The organism is Mycobacterium sp. C31M (assembly GCF_053345865.1).
Map to the genome: position 1 here is coordinate 463938 of NZ_JBKFAX010000001.1, position 16949 is coordinate 480886.

Genomic DNA, 16949 nt, shown 5'->3' on the forward strand with positions numbered 1-16949 from the left:
ATCGTAGGACTCAATGCAGATCCGCGAGATCACGGCGAACGCGCACCGCGGCCAGTGCATCGGCCAAGGTCCACAGCGAGATCCCGATCAGTGCAACGTCTTTGATGAGAAACTGGCCGGTCATCGACAGCACCGGGAACCCGCCCGCCGAGGCCTCGCCGACCCCGGGTGTGGTGAACAGGAAGCTGATGGTCGCTGCGAACAGCCCGATCGCCACAACGCTGCCGACCGCCGCGACCCGCGGCAACCATGGCTTGACCGCCAGCATCGCGGCCGTCGCGAGCTCCAACACACCCAGCAGGGCGGAGAACGTGGTCACCGAGAAGATGCCGTAGATCCAGCTCATGAACGGTGAGTTGGCCACCAACGGCTCGATACCGTGCGCCTCGTAGGCGGTGAATTTCAGTGCACCGATCCAGGCCAGCACGACCACCAGACCGTACCGGGCGGCGTACCCGCCGACGGTGGCCAGCGTGGTCCGGGTGTGGACGAAACGGGTTTCCTGCGTGACGGTCATTGCCGACTCCCTCTGCATTTTCCGATAACGGATACGCACAGGGAGTGTGGTGTCGGCGGTCGAGCGTTACACCGCGAACTCCAGCACGCTCATCCCGGCTCCGATCACGGTGCGCTCGAGCAACCGCAGACCGGCCGTGTTCGCCAGCGCGGCATAGTCGGCCGGTGATCGCTCACCGCCGCCGAACACGACGTTCATCAGCAGATCGAAGGCCGCTTCATCGGCTCCGGGCAGCTCGTCGTGGACCCGCTCGACGATGAGGATCCGGCCCACGCCGACGGCTTCGGCCAGGCGACGCAGAATCAGCGCCGACTCGGCATCCGGCCAGTCATGCAGGATCTGGGTGAGCAGGTAGACCTGCCCGGCGGGCAGCGGTTCGAAGAAACTCTGCTCGACGCAGCCGGCCCGGTCACCAAACCCGCTGTCGCCCAGAAATTCTCGCGCCCGGGCGGCGGTCGACGGCAGTTCCACTACGGTGCCGGTGGCCCGCGGACACGCCGTCAGCACGTCGGCCAGCACCCGGCCCACGCCGCCACCGACGTCGACGATGTGGCCGTCGAACTCGGCGCCGATCAGCGCAGCCAGATCCCCGGACCACTGGCCGGCCCACTGCGACAGCCCGGTGTCGAAGGTCTCCCCCAATGTCGGGTTCTGCGCCACGGTGTCCCAGTAGCTGCGGCCGACCACCTGTGGATAACCGGCCTCACCGGTGCGGACCGTGTGCAGCAGGCCCGGCCAAGCCGCGTCGAGTTGGGCATGACCGCTGTCGGCGGCGAGCGCACCACGCACGTGCGGGCTGGTGAGGATCGCACCGGCCGCGGTCAGTGACCACGATCGGTCGGCGCTCGAATGGTCCAGGTAGCCTTCCGCGGCCAGCCGGGCCAGCACCTTGCCCAGTGCCCACGGTTGGGTACCGGTCAGGTCGGCCAGCGCCACGGTGGTCCGCGGCGCGCTCGACAGATGTTCGGCCACCTTCAACGTGACGGCTGCCCGCACCGCGTAGGGGAAGGACAGGTCGCAACGACGCCGAAGCTCACCCATGGTCTCGGGATCAAAATCGGTGATGCTCATCGTCTCGAGGCAATCACAGATCCGGCGTCGTGTGCGCCCTACCCTGAGCCGGCGGCGATCGGCCGTATCCAAGTAGTCCACTACTCATGCCGTTGCCCTGGCGTGCGCGCACAATCCGACCGACGGGTTGCTGAAGGTCGCGTCGGACATCGGCAACGCCCCGGGGGCCGGATTCCGTAACATGGTGACGAATATCGTTGCCAGGCAGAGTGAACCGGCGGAGCAACGGCTCGCACCGGCAACGTCACCTTTGCCACAGGGCGAGCCGGCGGCCGAGCTCCTGTCGGCGCCGGCGTCGCCCACGCCGAAGAGGACCGGGCTCGGATCAGACGGCGACCTCGCGGACGCACCGGGTACGACACACCGCAGGATGCTGACGTTGGCACCCGGCCACAATCTGCCGAAAGACACCACCGAGGACTCCGACCCTGACGACTCGGACGGCAACGATCTGCAGGACGGCCCCGCAGCCGAACGAGAACGACACCGATACCGATGGCGACACCGCCGATACCGACCGGCCCGACCCAGGCAGCACCGAGTCCGCTGCTGCGTGACGCCGGGTGACCGTCAGCCGGCGATGCGCACGAGCTTCTTGTTGACGAACTCGTCGATGCCGAAGCGTCCGAGCTCGCGGCCGAAGCCGGAACGCTTGACGCCGCCGAACGGCAATTCGACACCCTCGGCGCCGACCGCGTTCACGAACACCATGCCGGCGTCGATCTTGTCGGCGACCCGCTTGGCCTGGTCGGCATCGGTGGTGAAGACATACGAGCCGAGACCGAACGGGGTGTCGTTGGCCAGGTCGACCGCGGCGTCCTCGTCGGCCACCTTGTAGACGGTGGCCACCGGGCCGAACAGTTCCTCCTTGGATGACGGTGCATCCGGTGAGACACCGGTGAGCACTCCGGGCGGGAAGAACGCGCCGTTGCGCTGGCCCTCGGTGGTCAGCGTGGCTCCGTCGGCGACGACGCGCTTGACCTGCTCGTCGAGGCGTTCGGCGGCGGCCACCGAGGACAGCGGGGCCAGCCCGTCGGCCTTGGCCAGCACCTTGCCGGTGAACTTGTCGACGAACTCGTCGTAGAGGCTCTCCACCACGATGATCCGCTTGGCGGCGTTGCAGGCCTGCCCGGTGTTCTCGAAACGGCCGTCCACGGCCGCCTCCACGGTGGCGTCCAGGTCGGCCGAGGACAGCACGATGAACGGATCGGACCCGCCGAGCTCGAGCACCACCTTCTTCAGGTTGCGTCCGGCGATCTCGGCGACCGCGGCACCGGCACGCTCGGAACCGGTCAGCGATACGCCCTGCACACGCGGGTCGGCGATGGCCTCGGCGATCTGCTCGTTGGTGGCGTACACGTTGACGTAGGCACCCGCGGGGTAGCCGGCGTCGAGGAAGATCTGCTGCAGCGCCGCCGACGATTCGGGGCACTGCGGGGCATGCTTGAGCACAATGGTGTTGCCCAGCACCAGGTTCGGGCCGGCAAAGCGGGCGACCTGGTAGTACGGGTAGTTCCACGGCATGATGCCCAGCAGCACACCCACCGCGGACCGGCGGATCTCGGCGCTGCCCTCACCGTCGAGCAGTTCGATCGGCTCGTCGGCCAGGAACTTCTCGGCGTTGTCGGCGTAGAACTCGTAGATCGCGGCGCTGAACTCGACCTCGCCGACCGACTGGTCCAGCGGTTTGCCCATCTCACGCTGGATGATCTTGGCCAGTTCGTCCTTGCGCTCGGTGTGCAGTTCGGCGACCTTACGGATCAGTGCCGCGCGGTCGGCCACGGTCGTGGTCTTCGACCACTCCTTGAACGCCTTCGACGCCGCCGAGATCGCCTCCTCGATCTGCACATCGGTCGCGGTCGGGTACTCGCGCACCACCTCGCCGGTTGCCGGATCAACGACTGCATAGAGACTCATCTGTCGCACCTTTCCTCGATGTTGTTCGGTTACAGCATGTCTCGGCGGCTCATGAACGGGCAATGACTTCGGCGATGAAGTCGTGGCAGGTTCGGCGCATGAGCTCCAGGGACATGCTCGGCGAACCGAGCACGACCTGGACGGCCAGCCCGTCGAGCATGCCGATCAGCATGTTCGCCTGGGCCGCCGCGTCACCGGGCCGGGCCAGCCCTTCGTCCTGGGCCTGCTGGATCACCCCGGCCACCACATCGCGCCATTGGCCGTAGAGGCGGTCGTTGATCTCCTGCAGCACCGGATCCCGGCTGCCCTCGGCCCACAGCGCCAGCCAAACCTTCCAGGCCCGGACCGACAGTTCGTCATTGGGCAGGTAGGACTCGACCAGGTCGTGCAGCACCGCGAGGTGGTCCTTGTCCGAGGCCAGCAGCTCCTGGCGCCGGGCCAGCGAGTCGGCCAGGTTGAACTCGAAGGCAGCGGCGATCACTTCGCGTTTGGTCTCGAAGTAATAGTGCACCGTCCCCGAGCTCACACCGGCTTCACGCGCGACATCGGACAACCGCAGGGCCGGGATGCCCGCCGAGGCGATCACCGCGCACGCTGCCGCCAAGATCTGTGGCCGGCGCTCGGCTTCCACACTCGGGCGTGGCATTCGGTCCTCCGGTCCGCAGATCTGGGCAGTCGCTCCGATGGTACAAGTCGAATAACTGGCCGTCCGGTCAATAGGGTTGGGATCAGTCGAGGTTTCGGGAGATCACCAGCCGCATGATGTCGGAGGTACCCTCCTCGATCTCCTCCAGCTTGACATCGCGCATCCACTGCTCGACCGGGTACTCGCGCGAGTAACCCCAACCGCCCAGGGTCTGCACCGCCGCATGCGTCACGAACATCGCGGTCTCCGAGGCGGTCAGTTTGGCCATCGCGGCGATCCCGCGGGCCGGCGCACCGCTGTCGATGACGCGCGCCGCGTGCAGGGTGAGCAGCCGAGCGGACTCGATCCGGGTGGCCATATCCGCCAGCCGGAAGGCGACCGCCTGATGTTCGATGATGGGCACCCCGAACTGCTTGCGGGTCTTCGCATACTCCAAGGCGTACTCGTAGGCCGCGCGGGCCGCGCCGACCGCGGCGGCACCGAGCACCACCCGGGAGATGTCGAAGGTGCCCATCAGGCCGTAGAAGCCCTGCCCCTCCTCACCGAGCCGGTCCTCCTCGCCGACGAACACATCGTCGAGGAAGATCTCGCGGCACACGATCGCGCGCTGGCCCATCTTCTTCATCGGCTCGCCGAACGTGAGCCCCTCGGCATCCTTGGTGACCAGGAAGGCCGAGATGCCCGCCGACCGTTGGGTGGGATCGGTCTTGGCGAAGATCACGTACTGCTCGGCGGCACCGGCATTGGAGATCCAGGCCTTCTGCCCGCTGATCCGGTAGCCGCCCGGCACCCGGCGGGCGGTGGTGGCGATGGAGGCGGCGTCCGAGCCGGATTCGGGTTCGGTGGTTGCCAGCGCCGTCATGACCGCCTGGGGTCCGGTCAGCGGGGTGAGCCAGCGCTTCTTCTGCTCCTCGGTACCCAGCACCATGATCGGGTCGGAGAAGAAACCGTTGGAACACACCAGGTTTCCGATGCCCGGGTCGCCGAAGCACAGTTCCTCCTGCACCAGGCACTGAGTGAACACATCTGTGAAACCGCCGCCGCCGTACTCCTCGGGGATCATGAAATCGGTGATCCCGACCTGCGCGGCCTTGGCGAAGATGTCGACGGGAGTGACGGTGTCGGCCTCGTCGACCTCGCGGCCGCGGGGCCGGATCTCCTTGGCGGCGAAATCGCGGCACAGTTCGACGATCTGGCGCTGCTCGTCGGTGAGCGGCCAGGCCGGGATGTTGGTGGTCACGGCGACCATGTGATGACTCCTTCGGATCAGTGGGATGAATCGGTGTAGATGGATTTGCCGAGCCACTGCCCGCCGTCGGCGACGAGCACCTCCCCGGTGATGTAGCCGGCCCGGTCGCTGAGCAGGAAAGCCGCCGACTCGGCGATCTCGGCAGGTTCGGCGAACCGGTTGGCGGGCACGCCGGCCAGCACCTCCCCGCGGGCCTGCTCGGTACCCCACAGCGCGGCACCGGCGCCGGCGGTTTCGGTGGGGCCTGGGGCCAGGCAGTTGACCCGCACGCCGCGCGCACCCCACTCGACGGCCAGCGTGCGCGTCATCGCGACCACCCCGCCCTTGGCCGCGGCGCTGTGCACGGTGCCGGGGTGCCCGTGCCAGGCGTAACTGGCGATGATGTTGAGCACCGTGCCGCCGCCGGCGGCCAGCATGTGCCGGGCCGCGGCGTGGGTGCAGTAGAACGTGCCGTTGAGCACGATGTCGGTGACGGCCTTCCAGCCACCGGGTGACAGGTCCTCCGAGGGCACGACGAAGTTGCCTGCGGCATTGTTGACCAGGGCGTCGAGCCGGCCGTGCCGGGCAACCACGGCGTCGACGGCATCCGCGACCGCCGCGTGGTCGCGGACATCGCAGACCACCGGTTCGGCGCGCCCGCCGGCGTGGGTGATCAGCTGCACCGTCTCGTCGAGCGCTTCCCGGCGCCTGCCCAGCACGGCGACGGTGCCGCCGGCCCGCGCCCAGCGTTGCGCGATCGCCCGGCCGATGCCGGAGCCGCCACCGGTGACCAGGGCGACCCGGTCGGCGAACTCGGTGGTGGTGTCCAGGGTGGACGGGATTGTCATGGTTGATCACCTTCCGGATCGGTTGTCGTGCATCGGGATACCACCAGAGCATCGACGGCCAGCGCACCCGATGCGGTGGCGCGCACGGGGTTGAGTTCGATGTCGGCGATATCGGACCGGGCCGCGATCAAGCGGGAGACCGCGACCACCGCGTCGACCAGGGCCGCCATGTCCACCGGGGCCCGACCCCGCCAACCTCGTAGCAGCGGAGCCATCCGCAGCGTGTCGAGCATCGCGGCGGCGGTGCTGGCCGACACCGGTGCGCATTCCATCCGGATATCGCGCAGCATCTCGGTTTCGGTGCCGCCGGCGCCGACGACGACCATCGGCCCCAGTTGCGGGTCACGACGGGCGGCGATCAGCACCTCGACGACGTCGGGTCGGCGGTCCTGTTCCTCCAGCACGTACTCCCCCGGGCCGAGCCGGGTCCACATATCCGCGAAGGCAGCCTCGACATCGGCGCGGTCCCGCAGGTTCACCCGCACACCGCCGACCTCGCTCTTGTGTTCCAGCCATCCGGCTTTCAGCACCACCGGCATGGTGAGTTCTGCTATCGCAGTGGATAGTTCGGCACCGTCACGCACCACGGTGCCATGCGGGAACGCCACCCCGGCCTCGGCCAGCAGTGCCCGGGCCGACCAGTATCCGGGCCCGACCGCGGACCCGGTGGCAACCGGGTCCGACACGGCGTCCCGCTGCACGGGAGTGGCGGCGGCCAGCCCGGCCAGGACCCGTGTGGCCGCCTCGATGTGACCGTAGGTCGGCACACCGGCCTCCCAGAGCGCCTGGGCGGCCTCGGATTCCGGTGCCATGGTGTGAACGACGACGGGTATGGCCGCGCGGTGTGCGAATGCACCGATGCGCCGGGCCACCGCGGTCTCCGCGGCGGTCAGCTCAGCGACATCCTGGCCGTAACAACCGAAGTATCCGGTCAGCAGCACGGCATCCACATCGCCTGCGGTGCTGACCTGTTCGATGATCGCGGCGTAGTTGGCGAGGTCCTGCTCACCGGCACCGGCGAGGTCGACCGGGTTCGCCGACGCAGCGCCGGCCGGCAGTTCCTCAGCGAGCCGCTGGGACAGCTCGGCGCCGAACTGCGGCACCGCCAGGCCCGCGGCGGCGGCGACATCGGCGGCGATACCGCTCTGCCCGCCACTGTCCCCGACGACGCCGACTCGCCGCCCACGCAGGCCGGGTACGACGAGGAAACCCCTTGCCACTTCGATGAGTTCGGCGGGGGTACCGACCCGCACCACTCCGGCGGCCCGGCACGCGGCGTCGACCACATCCAGGGACGAGGTCAGCGATCCGGTGTGGGTGCGGGCCAACCTCGAGCTGGCAGAGCTGGCGCCGACGGTGAGCAGGATGGTCGGCTTGCCCACGGCACGCAGTGCGGCCAGAGTGTCGAACAGTGCCTCACCGTCGGTGAAACTCTCCAGATAGAGCGCGATGACCCGGGTGTCGTCGTGGCCGGCCAGATCGGCGAGCACCTCGGCTGCGGTGACATCGGATTGGTTACCGATCGAGACGAATCGTGAGGTCCCGAGCCCGAACCGGCGGCCGAGGGCGATCAGCTCCGAACCGAGTTGGCCGCTCTGCGAGACGATGGCCAGCGGGCCCGGAGTGGGCACACCCCACATCAGCCGCAGGTCGTTGGTGGCGTCGTAGATGCCCAGGCTGTTGGTGCCGATCAGCCGGGCGCCGGCCGCGGTGATCCGGGCTGCCAGCGCCGTGTCGTCGGCCATGCCTGCGGTGATGCCGAGGAATCCGCGGGTGCCACGCGCCAGCGCGGTGTCCACGACATCGTCCACGTGGGTGGCGGGTACACACAGCGCCACCAGTTCGGGTGTGTCGGGTAGCTCGGAAATGCTTGCCGCACAGGGCTGGCCCAGCACGGTGGTGGTGCGGGCGTTGACCAGGTGCACTGCGCGCCGGTGGGCGCCGGTGAGCGCACCGGAGGCCAGCCAGTAGCCCCACTTGGCACGGTCCGCGGAGGCGCCGACGACAGCGACGGAGGACGGATCGCTGAACACACGCAGATCCGTTGTGGGCGCGGTGATCACGACTGCAGCTCGTTGACGATCTCGGCGGCGGCGCGCTGTCCCGAGTTGATGGCGCCTTCGATATAGCCGTTCCACACCTCGGAGGTCTCCGACCCGGCCCAGTGGATCGGCCCGCAGGCGGTGCGCCAACCGGTCTCACCGTGTTCGGTCCAGACCCCGGGCGCCGGATTGGCGGCATAACCGCCGCGGGCCCAGGCATCCTGCGGCCAGTTCTTCTCGGTGTAGCGCGCCGGTGTGGCCGCGGCAGCCCCGAACAGTTCGGTGAGGGTGGTCAGCACGTCGGCGCGGCGGTCGTCGGCGGACAGTCTCGACCAGCGCTGCTGGCGTTCGGCGTAGACGAACGACACCAGCACGCCGACATGTCCATCTTCCGGCGAATTGTCGAAAACGACACCCACCGAGTGGTTTCCGTAAACGGTCGCTTCCCCAGAATGGCCGGCGTCGCGCCAGAACGGCCGGTCGTAGACGGTGTGGATCTTGGCGACATCACCCATCGGATTACGTTCCATCCACCGGCTGCGGGCCTGCGGCAGTGGTGGGGTGAAGTCGATCCGCACGGCGGCGCCGGGTGCGGCGGCGACGATGACGCGCTGCGCCCGCACCTGACCACGGGTGGTGTCGAGCAGCACGGTCCCGTCGTCGAGGGTGTGTACGTGCCCGACCGCGGCGCGCAGTTGTACGGCCGCCCCGAGATGTTCGGCGATGGCCAGGGCGACGGACTGTGCCCCGGCGCGGAAGCGGCGTTCCTGGGCGCAGCCCTCGGTCTCCATCAGCTGGTCGAAGCCTCCGGCGGCGGCGATGTAGAACAGGAAGTGGAACAGCGAGATATCGCGGGGCTCGACGGTCCACACGCCCTGCACGGCCAGCGCCAGCCGGGTGCGGGCGTCCGCGGACGGCACGGCCTGTTCCAGGTAGGACTGCACGGTCAGGCTGTCCCACTGCGAGATCGTCGGTGTCGCAGTGGGATTCTGCAGATCGATGGTGGCGGCCAGAGCATCGATGGCCTCGGTCGCCGCGATGTACTCGGCAACCCCGGGCGCGTCCTCGGGCCCGGCGCCGCGGAACGGCCGGCTCAGCCCGTCGGTCCACAGTTCCAGGTGCGTACCGGCGTTGTAGGTCGGGAAGGTGGTGCAGCCGAATCGCTCGGCGGCGGCCAGCAGCCGGACCTGGGTCGGGCCCACCCACTGCCCACCGTGGTCGATCACCAGTCCACCGTCGCGCTCGGTGAGCGTTCGTCCGCCGACCCGGTCGGCGCCTTCGAGCACCAGCACGTCGATACCGGCATCGTGCAGGTCCAGGGCGGCCGACAGACCGGCGTAGCCGGCGCCGATGACGGCCACGGTCGCCGCAGTGGGCAGCGGCCCGGCGGTCGGACGAAGGGGGGAACTGTGGGTCATGACGGCGAGCCTAATTATTAACTGGCTCACCAGTCAAGTATTTTTGTGACTCGCACCGGACGGTTGACAAGACGTGGCGCCCGCCACACACTCTTTCTAAACTGGCCCGCCAATCAGAAATGAGTCGTTGTGCACACCACCCCGTCGGATCAGCAGCTCGAGGAGCGGCTGAACCTCATCGACACCAGCGACAGTTCTGATACGACTGTCGCTGACCTGCCGTTTCGCGATTTCCTGTTGGCGGTCCTGACCCTGGTCACGATGATCGCCCTGCTGACCTGGTGGGCGTACTGATGACCGATACCGTGCGCCGCGGTCTGCCTGCAACCAACACCGTCGACCAGCCGGACCCGACCCTGACCGATCTTCCGCTGCTCCCCCGCGAGCGGATCTGGGGCTTCTGGCAGCACTCGTCGGTCAATGTCGGCCTCGCGATCGCCACCTGGGCCTTTCTGCAGGGTGCCGCCGTGGCCTACTACGTCGGGCTGGCCCAGGCCATCGCCACCATTGTCATCGGCTATGGCCTGAGCGTGTTGGCGGTGGCGTTGGCACCGTGCATGCCCTCGGTGAAATACGGCATCGAACAGTTCGTCGGTTTACGCAGCACCTTCGGCGAGATCGGCGCCCGGGTGGTCATGGTCACCGTGTCCACGGTGCTCGCGGCGGCCTGGTCGGCGGTGCTGGCGATCATGTTCGGCCACGGCATCGTCATCGTCGCCAACCAGCTCTTCGGGATAGAACTGTCCCAGACCGGGGCGGCGGCCAGCCTGCTGGCCCTGGTGGCGATCGCGGTCTCGGCACTCATCCTGGTTCGCGGCCCGGTCTCGGTCGAAACCGTCTGCCGCATCCTGGCTCCCATGCTGATGGCCGTCCTGGTCGGCATCATCATCATCGTCTGCACCGACAACACCTGGTCCGAGCTGATGGCCCTGGCCCCGCTGGGCGGTGTGAGCGAGGACAATCACCTGAGCTTCATGCTGGCTGTCGAACTCAGCATCGCCGGCGGTTTCGCGTGGTGGCCGAATCTGGGCAACCTGGCCCGGCTGACCCGCAGTTCGCGGGCGGCGTTCTGGCCCAACTGGGTCGGCGTCTTCGGCGCCTCGGTGGTGGCCGCGGTGGTCGGCGCGATTGCCGCGCTGTCGCTGCAGGTCGAGGAACCCACACAGTGGTTCATCCCGTTGGCCGGAGTGGTCATCGGACTGGTGGCACTGGTGATCGTCTGCTTCGCCAACATCACCGCGATCCTGTCCCAGGGGTACGCGTCGATGGTGGCCCTGAAGGGTGGCGGCGGCCGACTGTTCCGCGCTGCGGCGTGGCCGTGGCTGGTGGCCGCCATCTTGGGCCCCGCCGCAGTGTTGGTCTTCTTCCCGGCCGCGGTGTACGACAACTACGGCCGCTTCCTGTCCTGGGGCGCAATCGTTCTGGCGCCGTTGTGTGCTGTGCAGATCGTGGACTACTTCATCTTGCGTCATCGCCAACTCAGCGTGCGGGATCTGTTCCTGCCCGCCGCCGAATCGGCCTACGGTTACTGGAGCGGGGTCAACTATGCGGCGTTTGCCGCGGTGGCGGCGGGCGCGGCGACGTACTCACTGTTGCTCAACCCGGTGTCCTATGAACCCAGCGCATTGTTCCGGTACACCACCGCATCACTGCCCGCCTTCGTCGTCGCCGGCGCCGTGCACTACGCGCTGACCCGACTTGTGGTGCAGCGGGCCGGTTTTGGTGGCTACCCGGCCCGCTGACACAGCGCTACAGCCGGATCCACTGCCCCAGGAACCAGAATCCCCAGCCGTCGCCGTTGCCCGCGCGCATCGGTTCCACCCGATGACCGTTGTACTGGAACGGCTGGTGATCGCCGCGGGCCTGGTCGATACCGCGCTGCTGCCAATTGTTGTTCTGCGGAGCGGGCGCGCAGGCCTGGGTGTTCGGGGCACCGCAGGGGCGGCCCGGATCAGCACTCGCGGTACCCAGACCGACGCCGAGCAGGCCGGCCACCGCGATACCACCGGCCAGGATCGGGGTGGCGACACGACGCGTCAGCTTCATGGGTGACTCCATTCCTTCGTGTGTGTTACCGCGGCACCTCACCGCCACACGAATACGAGGCTAGGCACCGCCGTTGGGCCGGCACTGTGCCGAGGTTAGGCGCCCGCTGTGTGTCCGGTAACGAATCGAAATACCCAAGTCGCAGCGTGATTCAGGCCTCAGCGACGGTGATACCCGCCATGATCATGTCGGTGAGCCGATCCAGGTACTCGTCATCCACCGGGCGGTCGTGGACCAGCCGCCAGTAAGTCGGAGCGGCCATCAGATCGAGGATCATGTCGATCTGATCGACCGGCACCTGCGCCCGTTCCAGCACGGCCCGGCCCCAGGCCCGGCGCGGGCCGCCGATATGGGTAGCCGCCGCCTGGGCCAGTGCCGGGTTACGGCCGTACTCGGCGATCAGGCTGGGCAGGATGGCGCGGATCCGGGGATCGGTCAGCCAAGTCAGCACCGCGTTGAGCATCGCCCGGACATCGCCGCGCAACGTGCCGGTGTCCGGCGCGGGAACCTCGGGCACGCTGAGTCGCGCGAGCACCTCGGTGACCAGTTCGACCTTTGTCGGCCAGCGCCGGTACAGCGTGTGCTTGCCGACACCGGCCCGGCGGGCCACCTTCTCCATGGCCAGTTTGGCGTAGCCGTGCTCGACGAGCTCGTCGATGGCGGCGTCGGCGATGGCCTCGGTGACCGCCGGGCGCATGACCGCACCACCGCTGGGTTTGCGTCGCGGTGCCGTCATCCTCGCAGCCTATCCCGCTGCCCTCCGAGTACATTGAACGGCACGGGTCCGTTCCATTCATGGAGGTATGTGATGACCGACGATCCACGCGCCCACACCAACGCCGTCCTCGATCGGGCCTTCGAGCTGCTACTGGCCCACGATATGCACGGGTTTGCGATGCTCTGGGCACCCGACGGCGTGATGGAGTTCCCGTTCGCCGGGCCCGGCCAGCCGCGCCGCCTGGACGGTCGTGGGGCCGTCGTCGACTATCTGGCCGGTTACACCGACATGCTCGACATCCGGTCGATCGTCGCGCAGACCCGGCACCAGACCGCGGATCCGCAGACCGTCATCGTGGAATTCGAGGCCGAGGGCATCGCGGTCGCATCGCAGCGCCCGTACCGGTTGGGTTATGTCGCGGTGATCGCGGTGGGGCCTGAAGGCATTACCTCGTATCGGGATTACTGGAGCCCGGCGGCGGCCACGGAGGTGCTGGGCTGATGCCGGTACTGGTCACCGGTGCGACCGGGCACACCGGGTCGCTGGTCGTGACGGGCCTCACCGACGCCGGGGTGACGGTACGGGCCGCCAGTCGCAGTCCCGAACCGGGTGGGGTGCGCTTCGACTGGGCCGACCCGACCACCCATGCCGACGCCGTGGCGGGTGTGGATCGGATGTATCTTGTTGCGCCGGTGGGTGTTGCGAATCCGGCTCCGCTGGTGCGACCCGTCCTGGAGCGCGGGCTCGCCGACCGACTGCGCCGAGTTGTACTGCTCAGCGCCTCGGCCACCGAACCCAGTGACACCGGCCTCGGTGCGTTGCATCGCTTGGTGACCGAGTTGGCACCGGAGTGGGCGATCCTGCGGCCGTCCTGGTTCATGTCCAACTTCGTCGGCGATCATCCGGTGGCAGCCGGCCTGCGTGACGGTGTGCTGACCACCGCGACCGGCGACGGTCGGATCGGTTTCATCGACGTCGCCGATATCGCGGCGGTCGCGACAACCATTCTGCTGCAAGCTGATCCGGTTTCCGACGAATATATTCTCACCGGGTCGCAGGCACTCAGCTACGCGGAGGTCTGCGCGATCTACACCAGGCTCACCGGCCGGCCCGCCCGCCACCACGCCGTCGGCGCGGCCGAACGTGCGCGCCAGATGGTGGATTCCGGGCTATCCGCCGAATATGCGCACATCCTCGCCGGCATGGACGAACGGATCAGCCTCGGGTCCGAGGATCGGGTTACCGACACCGTCTTTCGTGTCACCGGCCGGGCGCCGCGTACGGTCGAGGAATTCCTCGGTGCGCGGGTGACACTGCTCAGCTGACGTGCTTGTCGAACCATTCGATCGGCAGTTCCGGGTGGATTCCGAAATAGTTGTAACCGTCGAACCGGCGGTCGGTGCCCTCGATCCAATGCAGCTTCTTTTCCTTGATGGGAAGGGCGTCATAGATGTCCTGGACATCCTGCGGCCGGGTCATCGCATCGTCATGGACCTGAGCGACCAGAGTCGGGACGGTCACTGCCTTGACATGCTCGAGCGGCGACTGCTCGGCGAGGTGAAAGCCGGTACGTTCGTGCACGGCGTGGTCGAACTGCTCGTAACCATCTGCCATCCCGATGCCCTTGACGAACTCTTCCACGATGTAGCGACCGGACACCGGTTGCAACATCACCATCGCCTGCACCTCGGCGAATTCGTCGGGATGCCGGGACCAGGCCACCGCGGTTGAATCCGCGCCCAGGCACACCGACAGCAGTGCCTTCTTCATACCGCCGGTGTCGGGGCGGGCTGCCGCGTAACGCAGCGATCCGATGACATCGCGGTACTCGGTGAGGCCGATTCCGGCGATCCCTCCGTTACCCTGGCCGCTCATCCCGTGGTTGCGAATGTCGTAGGCCAGGATGTTGTACCCCGCGTCGTGCAGTGCCTTGTACTCGGGCAGAAAGTTGACCTCGAACCCGCCGAGGCCGCCGAACTCGGGGAGATGTCCCGGGTAGCCATAACGATTGCCGGGCAGGAAGTGGTTATGGATGATCAGCCGGTCGGAGTCCGCCGGGATGAACCAGCCCTCCAGGGGGACCCCGTCCATGGACGGGAACACCACGTCCTCGTAGTCCAGACCGACCTCATCGGGCCGGCGCAGCACGGGCGCGCGGCGACCGGCGGTGGTGCCGGTGGTCCACAACTGGAGAAAATTGTCGAATGCCTGCTGAGCCTGGTCTTCGGACATCGGGAACACCCTCTCGATAGTCGATGTGCTTACGCGAACGACGCTACGAGCGAAATCCCGGCCTCGGGAGACGCTGCTTATAGGGGGTACCCGCAACCCCTCCCATTGCACCCGGATGTTCTTTACCGTGGGCGGTGTGGATATCGCGAAGGACATCAGGGAGTTTCTGATGAGCCGACGCGCCCGCATCACGCCCGCTCAGGTCGGATTGACACCGGGGCCGCGACGCCGAGTTCCCGGGTTGCGACGTGAGGAGGCAGCGCAACTGGCCGGGGTCAGCACCGAGTACTACATACAAATCGAACGAGGCAATGTCGGCGGAGTTTCTGCCGAGGTGTTGCAGGCGATCTGCCGTGCGCTACGGCTCACCGAGGACGAAACGGCGCATTTCCTGGCCCTGGTCCGCGCCGCGAACCGCACAGCTACCCCCGTACGTCCGAAACGCACTGTTACACCGAAGATTCCCGATGGTGTACAAGCGCTGATGGACAACATGGCCGGCGCTCCCGCCATCGTCATGGACGGGACACTGGAGATCCTGGCCGCCAACGCACTCGGACGAGCGTTGTATGCGCCCGTCGTCGACAGAGCGTCGGGGCGGCCCAACATCGCCAAGTTCCTGTTCTTCGATTCCGCTGCTGCCCAGTTGTTCCCTGATTGGCAGGCTGCGGCCGACGACGCGGTCGGGTTGCTACAGGCCGAGGCCGTGCGGGCTCCCCACTCGCCGGCGGTCACCCAGGTGGTCGGCGAGTTGGCCACCCAGAGCGTCGAGTTCCGCACCCGGTGGGCCGCACACAATGTGACCGCGCATCGCCATGGCGCCAAACGGTTCCGGCACGACGAGTTCGGCGAGCTGTCGTTGGTGTACAACGTTTTCGAACTCACCGCGGCACCGGGCACCTATCTGGTGGGATACACCGCGGCGCCGAACACCCCGTCCGCGCAGGCGCTCAGCATCATGGCCAGCTGGATCGCCGACGGCGCACGCGCCGGCGCCCGCGACTCCTAGACCGGGCCCGCCAGATCCTCGTCAGTCGCCGACGGCCATCCAGGTCTGGGTCACGCTGCGCGCCACCAGCACGCCGTCGTGTATGACCACCCGGTCGGCGGGCGCATTGGCGATCACGTCGGGCCCGCTGGTGCCGCGGACCGCCAGCAGCTCGGCGCGCGCGCCCACCCGCGGCCCGGCCGGCGGCAGGCCAAGCACCGCGCGGGCATCGTCGGTCACCAATGCGATCGCCTCATCCGGTTCGACGTGTCCGGCGACGACCGCCAACATCGCCGTCTCCAGGGCATCGCTGCGGCCCAACGGGTTGAACGGATCGCGGACGTTGTCGGCACCCGCGGCGACCGGGATACCGGCGGCGTGCAGGCGTTGCAGCGGTGCGATACCGCGTGGTGTCGCCGTCGGCATCTCCCGGGCATGGATGGCCAGATTGGTGATCGGATTGGCCACCACACCGAGACCGGCCGCGGCGATCTGCGGTAGCAGTACGTCGAGTTCGGCGGGGGTCATCATGGACAGCCTGGTGCAGTGGCTGGCAGTGCGGATGCGGTCGGCCGGCCAAGCAGTGACCCGCGCGGCGTACCCCGGCAGCGTGTGGTGCTCGCCCTCCAGGAACTCGTCGGTGTGCAGATCGGTGCCGACCCCGCGGTCTTCGGCCACCCCCAGCAGCCGATCCAGCTCGGCCAGCGGCTCCGGGGCATTGTGCGGTGACCCGCCGACCAGATCGGCACCGGCATCCAGCGCGCCGTAGAGCAATTCGACATCGGAGTAGGCCTTGATCAGCGCCACGATCTCGATATCCAGCACACCACTGAGCTCACGGCGCACCGCATCGACGGCGCGGATACCGCGCAGCGGATCGTCCCCGGCCAGAACGTCGACGTGGGTGCGCACCGCGGTGGTGCCGTTGCGCAGCAACGCCAGTGCCGCGGTGCGCGCGCGCTTGCGGAAGGACTGCTCGTCGAACCGCAGTGAGCCCTCCTTCCACGTGGCGATCGCATGGTGCAGATCGCCGGGTGCGGGCCGCAATTCGTCCCAGGAAAGCGCCTTGTCCAGGTGGGCGTGTGGTTCAGCCGGGGCGGTCAGCAACACGTACCCGCTCAGGTCGAGCACCCCGTCACCGTCCGGCGCTCCGGATGCCGCGGTGACGGCGGTGACGACGCCGTGCCCGTCGTCACGCCCCAGTTCGACGTCGACCAACGATCCGTCGGCCAGCCTCGCATTGGTCAGTTTCGAAATGGGTTGCCCCGCCACCGTCAT

The 16949-nt window shown here is 67.8% G+C and carries 17 protein-coding genes; 5 read left to right on the forward strand and 12 right to left on the reverse strand.

The window, feature by feature from the left end; translation table 11 throughout:
- Window positions 1-10: 10 nt before the first annotated feature.
- The 8 genes from ACLBYA_RS02195 to ACLBYA_RS02230 form a co-directional block, all read right to left on the reverse strand.
- Window positions 11-517: a YkgB family protein gene (locus ACLBYA_RS02195; RefSeq protein ID WP_447707707.1), complete on the reverse strand. Its 507-nt coding sequence runs from the start codon at window positions 515-517 to the stop codon at window positions 11-13.
- 66 nt (window positions 518-583) lie between these two features.
- Window positions 584-1588 carry a methyltransferase gene (locus tag ACLBYA_RS02200; RefSeq protein WP_447707708.1) on the reverse strand — a complete coding sequence of 335 codons (1005 nt, stop codon included), beginning with the start codon at window positions 1586-1588 and terminating at the stop codon, window positions 584-586.
- Window positions 1589-2158: 570 nt separating this feature from the next.
- Window positions 2159-3505 (reverse strand): NAD-dependent succinate-semialdehyde dehydrogenase, encoded by a 1347-nt coding sequence (locus tag ACLBYA_RS02205; protein WP_447707709.1) that lies wholly within the window; start codon window positions 3503-3505, stop codon window positions 2159-2161.
- Window positions 3506-3554: 49 nt separating this feature from the next.
- Window positions 3555-4151, reverse strand: coding sequence for a TetR/AcrR family transcriptional regulator (locus tag ACLBYA_RS02210; protein WP_447707710.1), 597 nt, complete (start codon window positions 4149-4151; stop codon window positions 3555-3557).
- An 82-nt stretch (window positions 4152-4233) separates the two neighbouring features.
- The gene (locus ACLBYA_RS02215; RefSeq protein WP_447707711.1) at window positions 4234-5400 is read right to left on the reverse strand and encodes an acyl-CoA dehydrogenase family protein; all 1167 of its coding nucleotides are present in this window, start codon (window positions 5398-5400) and stop codon (window positions 4234-4236) included.
- A gap of 17 nt (window positions 5401-5417) precedes the next feature.
- On the reverse strand, window positions 5418-6227 hold the full coding sequence (locus tag ACLBYA_RS02220; RefSeq protein WP_447707712.1) for an SDR family oxidoreductase: 810 nt from the start codon (window positions 6225-6227) through the stop codon (window positions 5418-5420).
- Window positions 6224-8290, reverse strand: a complete 2067-nt coding sequence (locus ACLBYA_RS02225; protein ID WP_447707713.1) for an acetate--CoA ligase family protein — start codon at window positions 8288-8290, stop codon at window positions 6224-6226. Before ACLBYA_RS02225 ends, ACLBYA_RS02220 begins: the two co-directional genes overlap by 4 nt.
- Window positions 8287-9687: a flavin monoamine oxidase family protein gene (locus tag ACLBYA_RS02230; protein WP_447707714.1), complete on the reverse strand. Its 1401-nt coding sequence runs from the start codon at window positions 9685-9687 to the stop codon at window positions 8287-8289. Before ACLBYA_RS02230 ends, ACLBYA_RS02225 begins: the two co-directional genes overlap by 4 nt.
- A 129-nt stretch (window positions 9688-9816) precedes the next feature.
- Between ACLBYA_RS02230 and ACLBYA_RS02235 the strand changes: the two genes are divergently transcribed.
- Both ACLBYA_RS02235 and ACLBYA_RS02240 read left to right on the forward strand, forming a co-directional pair.
- Window positions 9817-9981 (forward strand): hypothetical protein, encoded by a 165-nt coding sequence (locus ACLBYA_RS02235; protein WP_447707715.1) that lies wholly within the window; start codon window positions 9817-9819, stop codon window positions 9979-9981.
- On the forward strand, window positions 9981-11429 hold the full coding sequence (locus tag ACLBYA_RS02240; RefSeq protein ID WP_447707716.1) for a cytosine permease: 1449 nt from the start codon (window positions 9981-9983) through the stop codon (window positions 11427-11429). The genes ACLBYA_RS02235 and ACLBYA_RS02240 overlap by 1 nt, the downstream gene beginning before the upstream one ends.
- A 7-nt stretch (window positions 11430-11436) precedes the next feature.
- On the opposite strand, the gene ACLBYA_RS02245 is transcribed toward ACLBYA_RS02240, so the two are convergent.
- Together ACLBYA_RS02245 and ACLBYA_RS02250 are read right to left on the reverse strand one after the other, a co-directional pair.
- Window positions 11437-11733, reverse strand: a complete 297-nt coding sequence (locus ACLBYA_RS02245) for a hypothetical protein (RefSeq protein ID WP_447707717.1) — start codon at window positions 11731-11733, stop codon at window positions 11437-11439.
- Between the two features lie 151 nt (window positions 11734-11884).
- Window positions 11885-12469 (reverse strand): TetR/AcrR family transcriptional regulator, encoded by a 585-nt coding sequence (locus tag ACLBYA_RS02250; RefSeq protein WP_447707718.1) that lies wholly within the window; start codon window positions 12467-12469, stop codon window positions 11885-11887.
- A gap of 72 nt (window positions 12470-12541) precedes the next feature.
- Between ACLBYA_RS02250 and ACLBYA_RS02255 the strand changes: the two genes are divergently transcribed.
- Window positions 12542-12952: a nuclear transport factor 2 family protein gene (locus ACLBYA_RS02255; protein WP_447707719.1), complete on the forward strand. Its 411-nt coding sequence runs from the start codon at window positions 12542-12544 to the stop codon at window positions 12950-12952.
- Entirely contained in the window at window positions 12952-13776 is an 825-nt protein-coding gene (locus ACLBYA_RS02260) for an NmrA family NAD(P)-binding protein (protein ID WP_447707720.1), read from the forward strand. The genes ACLBYA_RS02255 and ACLBYA_RS02260 overlap by 1 nt, the downstream gene beginning before the upstream one ends.
- On the opposite strand, the gene ACLBYA_RS02265 is transcribed toward ACLBYA_RS02260, so the two are convergent.
- On the reverse strand, window positions 13769-14683 hold the full coding sequence (locus ACLBYA_RS02265; protein WP_447707721.1) for an alpha/beta hydrolase family protein: 915 nt from the start codon (window positions 14681-14683) through the stop codon (window positions 13769-13771). The two genes, ACLBYA_RS02260 and ACLBYA_RS02265, sit on opposite strands and share 8 nt — an antisense overlap.
- Window positions 14684-14819: 136 nt before the next feature.
- Here ACLBYA_RS02265 and ACLBYA_RS02270 point away from each other — a divergent pair, with 136 nt between their 5' ends.
- Window positions 14820-15692, forward strand: coding sequence for a helix-turn-helix domain-containing protein (locus tag ACLBYA_RS02270; protein ID WP_447707722.1), 873 nt, complete (start codon window positions 14820-14822; stop codon window positions 15690-15692).
- A 21-nt stretch (window positions 15693-15713) separates the two neighbouring features.
- On the opposite strand, the gene ACLBYA_RS02275 is transcribed toward ACLBYA_RS02270, so the two are convergent.
- Window positions 15714-16949, reverse strand: coding sequence for an amidohydrolase family protein (locus ACLBYA_RS02275; protein WP_447707723.1), 1236 nt, complete (start codon window positions 16947-16949; stop codon window positions 15714-15716).